This is a genomic window from Asaccharospora irregularis DSM 2635 (assembly GCF_900129815.1).
Classification (GTDB): Bacteria; Bacillota; Clostridia; order Peptostreptococcales; family Peptostreptococcaceae; genus Asaccharospora; species Asaccharospora irregularis.
Genome location: NZ_FQWX01000003.1, coordinates 157,390 through 171,374, shown reverse-complemented (window position 1 = coordinate 171,374; position 13,985 = coordinate 157,390). Strand labels below are relative to the sequence as shown.

Annotated in this window: 10 protein-coding genes; all 10 read left to right on the top strand. The window is 26.1% G+C overall.

The features are described 5' to 3' along the window. Positions 1 to 7 precede the first annotated feature (7 nt). Positions 8 to 475, top strand: coding sequence for a hypothetical protein (locus BUB34_RS02795; protein ID WP_073124017.1), 468 nt, complete (start codon positions 8 to 10; stop codon positions 473 to 475). A gap of 252 nt (positions 476 to 727) precedes the next feature. Then, positions 728 to 1,276: a hemerythrin domain-containing protein gene (locus tag BUB34_RS02790; RefSeq protein WP_073124015.1), complete on the top strand. Its 549-nt coding sequence runs from the start codon at positions 728 to 730 to the stop codon at positions 1,274 to 1,276. A gap of 124 nt (positions 1,277 to 1,400) precedes the next feature. Then, positions 1,401 to 3,128, top strand: coding sequence for a hydroxylamine reductase (hcp, locus tag BUB34_RS02785; RefSeq protein WP_073124013.1), 1,728 nt, complete (start codon positions 1,401 to 1,403; stop codon positions 3,126 to 3,128). 333 nt (positions 3,129 to 3,461) lie between these two features. Next, complete coding sequence (locus tag BUB34_RS02780; protein WP_073124011.1) at positions 3,462 to 3,662, top strand: hypothetical protein; 201 nt, start codon at positions 3,462 to 3,464, stop codon at positions 3,660 to 3,662. Positions 3,663 to 3,690: 28 nt separating this feature from the next. Next, a complete protein-coding gene (locus tag BUB34_RS02775) occupies positions 3,691 to 5,028 on the top strand; it encodes an MATE family efflux transporter (RefSeq protein WP_073124009.1) in 1,338 nt (445 codons plus the stop codon). Between the two features lie 240 nt (positions 5,029 to 5,268). Continuing rightward, positions 5,269 to 6,273: a Wadjet anti-phage system protein JetD domain-containing protein gene (locus tag BUB34_RS02770; RefSeq protein ID WP_073124007.1), complete on the top strand. Its 1,005-nt coding sequence runs from the start codon at positions 5,269 to 5,271 to the stop codon at positions 6,271 to 6,273. A gap of 3 nt (positions 6,274 to 6,276) precedes the next feature. After that, positions 6,277 to 7,902: a ligand-binding sensor domain-containing protein gene (locus BUB34_RS02765; RefSeq protein WP_073124006.1), complete on the top strand. Its 1,626-nt coding sequence runs from the start codon at positions 6,277 to 6,279 to the stop codon at positions 7,900 to 7,902. Between the two features lie 11 nt (positions 7,903 to 7,913). Then, on the top strand, positions 7,914 to 8,630 hold the full coding sequence (locus BUB34_RS02760; RefSeq protein ID WP_073124004.1) for a DUF6063 family protein: 717 nt from the start codon (positions 7,914 to 7,916) through the stop codon (positions 8,628 to 8,630). Next, positions 8,630 to 12,985, top strand: a complete 4,356-nt coding sequence (locus tag BUB34_RS02755; protein ID WP_073124002.1) for a coiled-coil domain-containing protein — start codon at positions 8,630 to 8,632, stop codon at positions 12,983 to 12,985. Before BUB34_RS02760 ends, BUB34_RS02755 begins: the two co-directional genes overlap by 1 nt. Before the next feature lie 195 nt (positions 12,986 to 13,180). Further along, on the top strand, positions 13,181 to 13,984 hold the full coding sequence (locus tag BUB34_RS02750; RefSeq protein ID WP_073124000.1) for a hypothetical protein: 804 nt from the start codon (positions 13,181 to 13,183) through the stop codon (positions 13,982 to 13,984). Position 13,985 lies beyond the last annotated feature (1 nt).

Genomic DNA, 13,985 nt, shown 5'->3' with positions numbered 1-13,985 from the left:
CTTTTAAATGTATAGACAAATAGATAGTGTTATACTTGGAGGAGTATACGAAATAACTCTTGATAGTGTTGATTGTGAAAATGGACAACAGACATGGATATACACTGTGACAGAGTTAGATGGGCAAGATATTAGTAGTTGGGCCTTGCAGATATGTGAGGATGCTGAAGTGGAAAGTTCTACACCACAGGCAATAGTTGAAGATCCAAACACGGGTCAAGGACTAGGAAACTGTTTTAATATAAATAACGAGGATGGATGCTTTGTAGGAAGTAGTGAACCTGTTGTATTAAAACAAGCAAAGTGGAATATTGAGAGCAGTTTTACTACAGGCACTTTTGAGTTCACATTAGATGATTGCTATGAAATAGGCGATGTATATGTTGCTGTTAAGTCAGGAAATAATTGTTTCTGTGGAATGATACAAGGACCTATATGTAGTGATTCAGTGGGAAGAGGAATACTATTTATATAAATTTCAACTAAGATAAGATTCTAAAAAAAACCTTAAAGTAGATACAAAAATATGTATATTCTACTTTAAGGTTTTTTTAGTTTGTAACGTAGGTTACATAAATCAAAGAATATATATTGTATACTCTAGATACAGAAACAGCAAATAATGAATAATTAAAAAATAAAAAGGGTATATAAAATACACATTATAAAACAAAATAAAAAATTAAATTAGATAGAGGAATTAATATAGTTGATAAGGAGAGTAGATATGAGAGCTATAGAGATAATGAATGAAGAACATAAATATATAAAACGTATGCTGAAAGTAGTTAGAAAAGTAAGTTTTGATGTATTACAAGGTAAAGAACCAAACTACGATGATTTTGATTTAATAATTGACTTTATATCAAATTATGCAGATTCTCATCATCACAAAAAAGAAGAGGAGATACTTTTTAGTAAGATGGTAGAAAACTTAGGAGATCTTGCAGAGAGAATTGTAAAAAATGGGATGTTAGTAGAACATGACTTAGGTAGGTTGCATATGATCGAGCTACGTTCAGCTTTGGATAGATTAAAAGCAGGGGATGAAGAAGCTAAATTAGATGTAATAGCTAACGCAGTATCTTACACACATTTACTAGAAAGACATATTGATAAGGAAGATAAGGTTATATATAAATTTGCAGAAAAACAATTAAATCATGAAATCTTAGACACTATAAACAAAGAGTGTGAAGATTTTGAAGAAGAAAACGTGGAATCTAAGAGTAAATACCTATCTATATTAGAAAAATTAGAAAGTAAATATATATAGATAAATATACATTTAAAAATAAATAGAGTATTATATAACTTGGTAACCTAGGTTACGGATTAAAGAAAAATTATACAATATAATGTGTATATAAAATAAACATTTAAAATTTGGAGGAATAAAAATGGAGAATACAATGTTTTGTTATCAATGTCAAGAAACAGCAGGTTGCACAGGATGTACTAAATTTGGGGTATGTGGAAAATCACCAGATTTAGCGAGAATGCAAGACCTATTAATATATACAACTAAAGGATTATCAGAAGTAACAACAAGACTTAGAGCAGAAGGCAAAAGAGTAGGTGCAGAAGTTAACCACCTAATAACTATAAACTTGTTTACTACTATAACAAATGCAAACTTTGATGATGCAGTATTTTATGCAAGAGTTAAAGAAACTTTAGCAACTAAAGAACAATTATTATCAAAATTAACTAACAAGGCAGACTTACCAGAAGCGGCATTATGGAATGCAACTTCAAATGCAGAAATGGATGTAAAGGTAGGTATTTTAAGTAAAATAAAGGATGCTATATTAGGAAGTGGAAAAGAGGAAGTAAAGACTGATATAGATAGTTTATTAGATGAAAAATCAACTAAAGTTGGAGTATTGGCAACGAAAGATGAAGATGTAAGAAGTTTAAGAGAATTAATAATATATGGATTAAAAGGTTTATCTGCATATATGAAGCATGCAAATGCGTTAGGTTATGATAGTGAGGATGTAAATGCATTTATGCAGTCAACTTTAGCTAAAACATTAGATGATAGTTTAACTATAGATGAATTAATAGCATTAACTCTAGAAACTGGTAAAGTAGGGGTAGATGGAATGGCTCTACTTGACAGTGCAAACACAGGAACTTATGGACACCCAGAAATAACTAAGGTTAATATCGGTGTAAGAAAGAATCCTGGAATACTTGTATCAGGACATGACTTAAAAGACTTAGAGTTATTATTAAAACAAACAGAAGGTACTGGAGTTGATGTATATACTCACTCAGAAATGTTACCAGCTCATTATTACCCAGCATTTAAGAAATATTCTCATTTTGCAGGAAACTATGGAAATGCTTGGTGGAAACAAAAAGAAGAGTTTGAAAGTTTCAATGGTCCAATATTAATGACTACAAACTGTATAGTACCACCAAAAGATAGTTACAAAAACAGAATATACACTACAGGAGCAGCTGGATATGCAGGAGTTAAGCATATAAAAGGTGAGAGTGAAGATAACAAAGACTTCTCAGAAATAATAAAACAGGCTAAAACTTGTCAACCACCTACAGAAATAGAAACAGGAGAAATAGTAGGAGGATTTGCGCACAATCAAGTATTTGCACTAGCTGACGCAGTTGTAGATGCAGTTAAAACTGGGGCTATAAAGAAATTCTTTGTAATGGCTGGATGTGATGGAAGAGCTAAATCAAGAAACTACTATACTGATTTTGCTAAGGCTCTACCAAAAGACACTGTAATACTTACAGCAGGATGTGCAAAATATAAATACAATAAATTAAATTTAGGTGATATAAACGGAATACCTAGAGTATTAGATGCAGGTCAATGTAATGACTCTTACTCTTTAGCACTTATTGCACTTAAATTAAAAGAAGTATTTGAACTACAAGATATAAATGAATTACCAATAGCATTTAACATAGCTTGGTATGAACAAAAAGCAGTAATAGTATTATTATCACTATTATACTTAGGTGTAAAAAATATTCACCTAGGACCAACATTACCAGCATTCTTATCACCTAATGTAGCTAATGTTTTAGTTGAAAACTTTGGAATTGGTGGAATAACTAATGTTGAAGATGATTTAAAAATGTTCTTAGGATAAGCTGATAAGATTCTAAAATATTAAATTTTAGATTTTCAGATAAACTCAATTTACAAACAAATTTATACTCCTTTTAAGCATAGAGGGCACTTTCATAAGATACTTGCCCATCTATGCTTCTTTTTGTGTGCTTTGCCTAATGCAACCTTAAATAAATTTAATGTATAGTTATAAATATGAATATTTACATAATTTCGTTAAAATACCGAAAAATAAAACTATATTTAAGTAGCTGTGTAGACTATATTTTTATTAATGCTATAATAAAATATAGATTTATTATAACCTAGTATAAATTTATATTTAGGATATAGAGATTGGAGGAAATTTTTAATGAAGAAGATAATACCATGTTTATCATTTATAGGATTAGGGATGATTTGCTTTCACTTTGCGTTTAAAGATAGCACAGGTTCAGCTTTAGGTATAACATTAATGATAGTTGGATTAATATTTTTTGGTATAGGCCTTTATAAAAGTTGGAAAAATGGAATCATTGAACAAATGATAGACATATTACATATTTGGCCATAGGACAAAAACATTATCAGAGAGGTGATTTATGACTAATGATATGACAAAGGGTAATCCTTTAAAGATTTTTATTTGGTTTTCAATACCATTGTTAATAGGGAATATATTCCAGCAATTATACAGTATGGTTGACACTATAATAGTTGGTAGATTTGTAGGGGTCGATGCACTAGCGGCAGTTGGTTCTACAGGTTCAATGTTCTTTTTAGTAAATGGTATGGTAATAGGACTTACTAGTGGATTTTCAGTATTAGTATCTCAAAAATTCGGAGCCAAGAATGAAACAGAAATTAGAAAATCTGTAGCAAGTAATATCACACTAACACTAATTTCAGCTATTATAATTACAGTGATTGCTTTAATATTAAAAAGACCGTTGCTAGATCTTATGAATACTCCAAAAAATATATTTGAGGATGCAAACACATATATAACTATAATATATATAGGTATCTCAACTCAAATAGCTTATAATATGGCAGCAGGGATATTAAGAGCATTAGGAGATAGCAAAACACCACTATACTTCCTAATTATATCTTCAATAATTAATATAATTTTGGATTTAGTGTTTATTGTAAAATTCAAACTAGGAGTTGCAGGAGCAGCATATGCTACAAATATATCCCAAGGGCTTTCTGCAATGTTATGTTTAATTTATAGTTATAGAAAGTATCAAGTGTTAAGGCTTAAAAAAGAAGATTTTAAGGTAGAAAAAGATTACTATAAAACGCATCTAAAAATAGCTATACCAATGGGATTACAGTTCTCAGTTACAGGAGTTGGTATAATTATAGTTCAAGGTGCAGTAAATGTGTTTGGATCAAATGTAATAGCCTCATACACAGCTGCGTCTAAAGTTCTTCAATTAGTGATGCAACCATTAATATCATTTGGAGTTACAATAGCGACTTATGCTGGTCAAAACCTAGGGGCAAAGAGATTTGACCGTATTAAAAAAGGTGTTAAAGTAATGAATAAAATTTCTATAATAACAAGTTTAATAGCAGGTGCTATTTTAGTTTTATTTAGTAAGTATTTTGTAATGTTATTTATAGAGAATCCAAGTGCTGAGATAATTGGATATACTCAAGAAGTATTAAACTATTCAGCTGTATTTATGATATTTCTGGGATTTATATTTGTGTACAGAAATGTTTTACAGGGAATGGGAGAGTCATTTGTACCAATGATGGCAGGGTTCTATGAATTAGCTGCAAGAAGTGTAGTTGCATTTATATTGCCTAAATTCATTGGATTTACAGGGATATGTTTAGCAGACCCAATTGCTTGGATAGCTGCGGCTGTTCCTTTAATGTTTACTTATTATAGTAATATTAAAAAGATTTCTAAAGAATATGAGTAGGGTATTGCTAGTGTATAGCAGTACCTTTTTTATAATGCATAGAAAATTTTTTTATATATAATAAATGATATAATAAAAAATAGTAACTTATATGTATTTTAAGGCGCTCACTAATAAAATATAGAAGTTTTTCATTAAATAATTTACAATTATAGAGTATATGATAAATTAAATATATAAGAAATAAAATTAAATATATAAGAAATAAAATTAAAAAAATAAAAAAGGAAAGAATAATAAATGATTAAAAAAATAAAAAAAACATACATTTTTTTAGATGAAATAAAGGAATTGTATAAGATTAAAGAACATAAAGAATTAGTAGGTTTAATCAGAAAACTAATAAAAGAGAATAAAATAAAACCGATAAAAACATCAGATTTAACAGCAATGCATGAACAAATATATACAAAATATAGAATTATTAAGCATGAAACCGAAGATGACAAAGAATATATAGAAGAAATTAACTATAAAACTTGTGATAAATTGGGAATAGATTATTATAGACGAAATTTAAAGGATTATAAAAAACATAGAACAGCAATAATGGATTTAAATGATTATTTTTTGAGAAATTCGTCAAATTTACAAAAGAGGATATCAATAAATGAAAGATCTTACGAAATATTTAATGACGAAAAATTTATAACTAGTAGAGAAGGTAAGGAAGTTCTCAAAAATTTAAAGATAGATATAGTAAAAGATTTAAATGTATATAATACACCAGAGCCATTTATATATTTATCAGTAAATAGAGTATCTCCACAAACAATACTAATAATAGAAAATAAAGATACTTATGTAACAGTAACAAAGATGCTTTTAGAAGAAAAAGAGGTATTGAAAAATAAGATAGATACAGTAATATATGGAGAGGGAAGAAAGATAATTAACAGTATAAGAGGAATTAAAGACGATATAACTCTTGAGTACATGTTGAACAAAGAAAATAAGTTTTTATATTGGGGAGATATAGATAGAACTGGACTTTCAATTTATTATTCATTAAAAAATAGTATTGAGGATTTAAATATAAATTTATTTGAGAATGCTTATCATCATATGATTGAAAAAGCTAGCAACAGAAAAATTAGACTTTCGGTAAAAAATCAAAAAGATAAGTATAAAGATGCATTAGAAAATATAGAGAACATTGAATTAAGAGAAAAAATCAGAAGAATCTTATTAGAGGGAAAATATATACCTCAGGAATCTCTAAATATGTATGACCTGGAGGAATAAAATATGGACATGAGAAGTATTTTAGGTGGGTATAACAAAAGGGTAAATGCGATTGGATCTTATTATCTTATAGCTTCAATTGCAAACAATAGGAATAAGTTTAAAGAGTTTACAAATATAGAATTTTACAATTTATTAATTGAGGTATTATGTTATATATTTGATAGATCATTGAGACGAAAGCATTGTTTAAGAGATGATATAAAGTTTTTTATAGATGAGCTAAACAATATATCCTATAAAAAGTTTTACTCAGAAGACGAGTTAGACGATTTAACAAATTACATAATAAATGGACTAAGTAACAATGGAAAAGTATATATGTTCAACTATTATTCTATAGAAAAAGATAACCATATAGATGAAAGTATCAAAATAATTGAAGATAAGAATATAAAAGTAAATAACAAGGAAAGATTATCTTATTCTCTAACGACTGAAGGATATAGATTACTTTTAGCAACAAAAGAGTATGATGAGCTTTTTCAAATTCAAATATCACAAATGATTGCAAAGTTGAGAATAGAAAAGGGAGATTATCAAGGGGCGAAGGAAGATATTTATGACATAGTAAATACACTAGAAATTCAAAGCCAAAAGATTGATAATTACATAAAAATAATAAAAGTAAATATATTTTATATAAAAGAAGAAAAATATTCTACTGTTATAGATAAAACTGTAGAAACTCTATTAGAAGAAATGGACAAGTATGAAGAATTAAAAAAAGAAGTAAAACTCATAATTCAAGATAAAGAAGATTATTTAGAAAAAGATGACCCAATAGATAAAGAAAAAATAAAAAATATTAAAATGCAATTAGTACAGATGAAAGAATTAATTAATGGAGTGGTATTGGCAAAATCCACAGCATCGAATTTATTGACTAGAGTTCAAGTTTTTAGAGAAGAATTTAATGAAATATTGAAAAGACTATTAACTACTCCAGTTCTTAAAAGATTTAATTTCAAAGAAGAAATATTAGATAGACTAGAAAAAGATAGTGATTTTATATGTATAATTAGAGAGTTATATATTTCTTTATTCAAAGTAGAAATGCCAAACTTATTCAATATTGGTGTTGCATATCAAGAACAGAAGCTACTAAGTCAAGAAGAGATAACAAATGATATTGTTGATGATGGGGATTATGAAATAATTCAAAATAAAGAAAAAGAAGAAGAAATAGCTTATTGTGAAAATTATTATTTTGAGTTTTTCAAATACTTATTAGATTATGGGGTAAGAATAAATAGTTTTACACTTAAGGAATTTTTAAATTATTTTCTGACACATAACAAAGGTGCTTATGTAGATATAACAAGAGATGCAAAGTTAATGAGAAATTTAGTATTATTTTTTGCCAATCAAAAAGATAAAATAAGTATAAAAAAAATAACTAAAATGTTAGATCATAGTACATTTTCACCTAGTATAGATTTCCAAATTGAAAGAATAATAGAAAGTTTAATGATTGAAGAATTTGAACTTATAAATAAAGTTAATTTTATAGAATGTAAAAAAATATCTGGAGACGAAATAACAATAAATACTGAAATAAACTTAGAAACTATGACTGCAGTGAAACTGGAAATAACAAATATAAAATTTGAAATAATAAAGAAATAAGGAGTAAAAAAATGAATATATCTTTAAGTGAGTACAAAATAGCAAATGAAATTTTCTATAGATTACTTAAGAAAAGTGAATTAAAAGAAAAAGAAGCTAAAGAACTATTTTTAGCATATATAAATAATAGTAATGTAAGGTCTGCATTAGATGGAATTTGTGAGGTATCTAAGATAAAAATTATAGCAATTTCAGATACTTTATATTTAATCCCAAACAATGATAATGATATTATAGGTTTTGATTATAGAAAAGAGTCATTGCTAGGGAAAGATTTAAAGGACAGTTATTTAGGATATTTAATCATGACCATTATATTCTCTGAGTTTACAAATGGCGTAGCTCCTGCTTCATATATTCAAGTAGTACATATACTTGATTTAGTTCAAGAATCTTTAGAGCGTTCTATAGCGAGGGATAATATAGAAGAAATAGAGAAGAGATGTGAGTTTAACATAATTATGATAAAAAATTATTGGGAAAGTAAAAGAAAGTGGGATGAATCTAGTAAAAAAGGAATAGAGACAATATCAGCAGATTATCAAATAGGATTTGTAAGAAGAGTAATAACTTTTCTAAAGAATGAAGGATTAATACTATATATTACTGATGAAGATAAGATAAAACCTACAAAACGATTTATGGATCTTATGAACAATTACTTCTTAGATGAGGATAGAAAAATACTGATAGAAGAATTAGTTTTGAGAAAAGGAGAAAAAATTTAATGCCGCTAATTAATAAATACAAGATTATAAATTTTAAGTACGGTAAAGGATCAGAAAGAATACTTAGTAATAGAACTATGGAACTCTATGGCGAAAATTTACAAGTAGAAGCTGAAAATACAGCTGGAAAAACTATGAGTATCCAAACAATTATACAAAGCATTTGTCCACTAGCTAATGTAGCGAAACCATTTACTGCTATTTATAATAAAAAAGAACCACTATATTCTATGATTGAATGGAAGCTTGATGATGATAAAACATTACTTCTTACGGGGATAGGGTTTGAGAAAAAAGCAGGCATAGCATCAGAAGATGGCAAGGATAAAAAGGATGACTTATATAAATATTTTATGTTTACAATAGAAGAGTCTCCTGAAATAGGGATAGATATTGATAGTATACAGCTACTAAAAAACAATGATAAAGGTAAAAAGGTAGTACAATCCTTAGTTAATACTGAAGAGTACATAAAAAAATTAAGAGATAAACATGGAAAAAGTAAGGTTTGCTATTTTAATAGCAATTCAAAAAAGCAATATAGAGAAAAATTAGCGGAATATGGAATAAATCAAAGTGAATGGAAGGAAATAATAATAAAGCTTAATAGTGATAATAAAGAAGGCGGATTATCTGACTTTGTAAAGGAATATAATACTTCTGAAAAACTTATAAGAGATAAAATAGTACCTCTAATTGAAACGAGTCTATCTACAGAAGAAGGTACTCCTATATTAAAAATTAAAGAACAAGTAAAAAAATGCATAAATAACATTATTGATATGAAAGACAAACTATTAGACTATGACAACTACTTATATTTAAATAAAAAAATAGAGGAGTTAAAAAATAAATTAAATGAAATCTTGGAAAAGGGCGAAGAAAAAGATATTGTATTAGACGAATTAGCGAGTTTATATATGTACATAGAAAATAAAAGAAATGAGTTAAATGAAGAAATTGTACAGTATGAAAAGCAAGAAATTTCTAAAAAACTAGAATTAAAACAGGTAGAGTATGAAGAAGCCAGTTACGAGTGTAACATTATAAATAAAGAAATAAGCGAATATGAATCAGAGTTAAATAATGTGGTAGAAAAAATAAGCTATGAAAAAGATAAGCTATCATTAAATAACCAACACTTAAATATATTAAAGTATAAAAATAAGAAACTCGAATTAGAAGAAGAACAAGAGATAAAAATAAGAAAAGAAAATGAAAAAGTATTGAGAGAAAAAAGTCATAAGGAAATAATAGAGTCGCTTAATAAACTTGGTAGTACAATACATTTTTGTTTAAAAGAAAAAATAAATGAAAGTATAAATGATTTAGAACAAAACAAAGATGAATGTAGAGAGTATGAAGAAAAGAAGAAAAATTTTGAAATTGAAAAGAATAGATTAACAAATTTATTGGTAGATGAAAATAGTAAAAAGAAACTATTTAAAAGTTTAGAAGTTGATTTTGAAAAAGAAATACATGATTATAAAAAAAATAATCCAGATATTAATAACTTTATATCAACAAATTTTTTAGGTGATGTAATAGACTTTGATAAATATATAAATAGTATAGAAAATCAACGCGATAAAGTTGAAGATAATATACTATTAGAGACCAAGGAAATAGATAATTTATATAAAGAAATAGAAAAAATAGGAGAAATAATATCTTCTTTAACACTTAACAATCAAGAAAAAAGTAAAAAACTTGAGGAACTAAAAAATAGAAAAAAATTAATTGATAGTTTTATTGAAGAGTATATGAATATAAAAACAAAATTTGAAATAAGCGATGAGTTAGAAAGCTCAGCTAAGCTTATTTTAGAACTTAAAAAAGAATTAAATAAATTAGCCCTTCAAACAAAAGATTTAGAAGGTGATAAAAAAGAACTTGAAAATAAATTATACGACCTAGAAAATTATAAGGATATAATTTTTGAGGAGGAAACTCTGTTAGAACTTGATAAAACGGGTATAAAGGCAATTGAAGGAATAAAGTATCTATTAAGTTTAGAGGGTGATATAAATTATAAAAATAAACTAATTTCTAAAAATCCGTTACTACCATACTCTATAATAATAACAAACAAAGAGTATCAAAAACTAAAAACTATAAATTTAGAAAACAAGACAAAAATATCTACACCGATACTAATAAGAGAGGACATCGAAAGTGACATAGTGTCATCCCAAAATAATTTAGTAATTAGTGATAAGTTAAATGTATTAAGTAACTTTGATAAATCTTCATTAGATGCACAAAAAAGAGAATTTGATATAAACAAATTAAAAGACTATATCAAAAAAATACAAAGTAAATTGGATGATTCTAAATTTGAAAAAAATATGTTAGATGAGTTTATAATAAAGACAAATGGAATAAATTTTGATGCTTCTGATTTAAATATAGAGAATGAAATCAAAAAGCGTGAAGAAGAGTTACTAAATTTAAGTTATGAGATAAAGAGCAAAACAAGCGAAAAAAATAGACATAATGATAAGATAAAAGAACTTATTCAAAATAAAGAGAGTTTACTAGAAAGTAAAAATTATTATTTTAATAAACTGAAAGATTTGGAAAAATTAAAGGATAAATACGAAATAATAGTAGAAAATAAAACTGAAATAGTTAAATTAACTACTCATATTGAAGAAATAAAAAGAGAAAAAGAAAAACTTGATAAAAAAACAACGTATATTGAATTAAATATAAAAGAAGCAAATCATAAGGGATACATAATTTCAGAGAATATTAAGAGTTTAAGTAATAAGATAAATTCATTTAAAGCATATAATGCGAAAAAATTAATAGATCTTAGTTTAAATGAGCTAGAAATAAAATACGATGAATATAGTAAGAATCCAACTGAAAGAGAGATACAAGATTTAAATGAGGAAATTTCAAGATGTATTAAGAAAGTAGAAAATTACTCATATGAATTAGATGAGTATAAAGCTAGTATTACAATTGATTCATATGAAAATATAGTTATTTCTGATACTCAAAAAGAACTAAAGAATAAAATATCTATAAATAATAAAATTATAGATGAATTAAATGCCGATAGAGAAAAAATCCAAGGCATGATATCTGAAAAAAATGGTGAATTGAAAAGTAAAAAAACAGATATATTTAGACGATTTGAAGGACAAGAACCATTAGAGACTAAATTTATAAAGGATTTTGAATTCAATAAAAGGAAAAAAGAAATAAAAAAAGATTTGAAAGATATTTTAGAGATTATAAGTGACAATGTAAATAATGCGAAAAAACTTGATGATGAATTAAGAGATTTACAAAAATATAAGATACAGGGAAAAGCTATAATATATCAGCCACAGAATGTATTTACTGAAAGCAAAAGGTTACAAAACAAACTACAAATTATTAAAGAGGAAATAGATAAATCAATAAAACAATATGAGGAAATGATATCTAAATTAAAAGAATTTAACTATAAATATCAAGAAAATTACAGTAATATTGTAGAATGTTTAAATGTAAATAAGGATGCTTATAATCGTCAGATAGAACAAGTTGAGATAGTCTTATTAGTTATAAGAGAAGAGATAAGTAAAGTAGAAAAACACAGTGAACAGCTTAAAAAAGAAAAAAATATAATTATAAGACAAATTAAAGATTATATAATGGATTGTGTAGAAGAGTTTAGAATAATTAATAAACTTGGAAGACATAAAGGGCAATCTTTATTCAATATTAATCTTCCAAAACAAGATAAAATAGATAATAATTTAAATTTAGTAGATATACTTATAGATGAAATAATTGAAGATGCAAATTTAAGTGATGTTGAACAAAAGATAAATACGTTTTATATTTTAAATAGGATACTCAATATAGGGAGAATTCCAATATCAGTTATAAAATATGAAATAAATAGAAATGAGATTGTAAAATGGAATAACATAAATAATGAAACTACAGGAGGGCAAAGATTCTGTATATCATTTATTATTACTATTTTATTGATGGAATACAAAAGGTATGATAGAAAGGCAATAATTGATCATAGTAAATACAAAGGAAAGGTGCTACTTATGGACAATCCTTTTGGAGAAACATCACAACAGGATTTTTTACAGGAAATATTTGACCTTGCTAAAAAGTTTAGAGTTCAGATAATATCTTACACACATGTTACTAATTCATCTATAAGAGCTATGTTTAATAAAATATATTTAATGACAGTAGAAAAGACTACTTCAAATAAAGAATTTGTTGACATTAATGAAGTTAAGCAAAGTAAAGTTGATGAATCAGTATATATAGATAAATTTAATATAGGTAAAGAAGAAGAGGTAATACAAGAAAATTTATTTAATTTAATTTAGAGAATAGAATAAAACAGAGTAAATTTAATATATTGAATGTCAGGGTTAGATTACTTATCTAACCCTGACGATTTTTTATGTATAATAAGATTAATTGGAAAATAAATTTTAATATGCTTATAATTATTCTGTTTGAATTAATATAAAAAAGTATATTAATTATATATAAAAAAAATTGAAAAAGGAAGAAGCATTATGGAACAAGCAAAACTTATTAAAATGATAGAAAACAATCCCAATATTATATCGACTATAGATAACCCTACGGATGAGATGAAATTGTTAGCTATTAAGAAAAATGGTCTTACACTAGAGTACATAGAAAATCCAACTAGAGAAATGCAAGAACTTGCTATAGACAATAATATTAAGGCGATTAAATTTATAGAGAATCCTACAAGAGATATGATGTTAAAGGCAATAGATTACGGATGGACAATACTAGACCATATCAAAAATCCAACCGATGAAATAATCAAACTAGCTATAAATCAGGCTGGATGGGCAATACAATATGCAAAAAAACCTAGTGAGGAATTACAACTATTAGCGGTAAGGAAAAACTATGATTCAATAAAATATATAGAAAATCCTTATGAAAGTGTTCAAATAGAAGCTGTAAAAATAAACTATAGTGCATTGAGATATATAAAATCTCCTAGCTATAATGCACAAATTGTAGCTATTAAAAATAATGAAGCTGCCATTAGTTTTATAAGAGACTTAAATAAAGATAAAATATTAGAGTTTTTAAAGGTTAATATTTTAATACTAAAATATATAGCAAAAAAGGTTAATAAAGAAGAATTAGAAAAATTGCTAAAAGAAGTTTTGTCAGATGAGGATGTAGATGAAAAGTATGTTAGAGATTTTTTAAACTGTAGTATTATAGATATAAATAGTGATACCATAAAAATAGATAAAGTAATGTTTATTTATAAATACGGAAGTAAAAAGGCAAAAAAAATAGCTGTAGATGAAAGATTAAATATGATATAGG

Coding starts and splice junctions, on each gene's coding strand:
- hcp (WP_073124013.1), top strand. CDS start 1,401: ATGGAGAATACAATGTTTTGTTATCAATGTCAAGAAACAGCAGGTTGC.
- BUB34_RS02765 (WP_073124006.1), top strand. CDS start 6,277: ATGGACATGAGAAGTATTTTAGGTGGGTATAACAAAAGGGTAAATGCG.
- BUB34_RS02795 (WP_073124017.1), top strand. CDS start 8: ATGTATAGACAAATAGATAGTGTTATACTTGGAGGAGTATACGAAATA.
- BUB34_RS02790 (WP_073124015.1), top strand. CDS start 728: ATGAGAGCTATAGAGATAATGAATGAAGAACATAAATATATAAAACGT.
- BUB34_RS02750 (WP_073124000.1), top strand. CDS start 13,181: ATGGAACAAGCAAAACTTATTAAAATGATAGAAAACAATCCCAATATT.
- BUB34_RS02770 (WP_073124007.1), top strand. CDS start 5,269: ATGATTAAAAAAATAAAAAAAACATACATTTTTTTAGATGAAATAAAG.
- BUB34_RS02760 (WP_073124004.1), top strand. CDS start 7,914: ATGAATATATCTTTAAGTGAGTACAAAATAGCAAATGAAATTTTCTAT.
- BUB34_RS02755 (WP_073124002.1), top strand. CDS start 8,630: ATGCCGCTAATTAATAAATACAAGATTATAAATTTTAAGTACGGTAAA.
- BUB34_RS02775 (WP_073124009.1), top strand. CDS start 3,691: ATGACTAATGATATGACAAAGGGTAATCCTTTAAAGATTTTTATTTGG.
- BUB34_RS02780 (WP_073124011.1), top strand. CDS start 3,462: ATGAAGAAGATAATACCATGTTTATCATTTATAGGATTAGGGATGATT.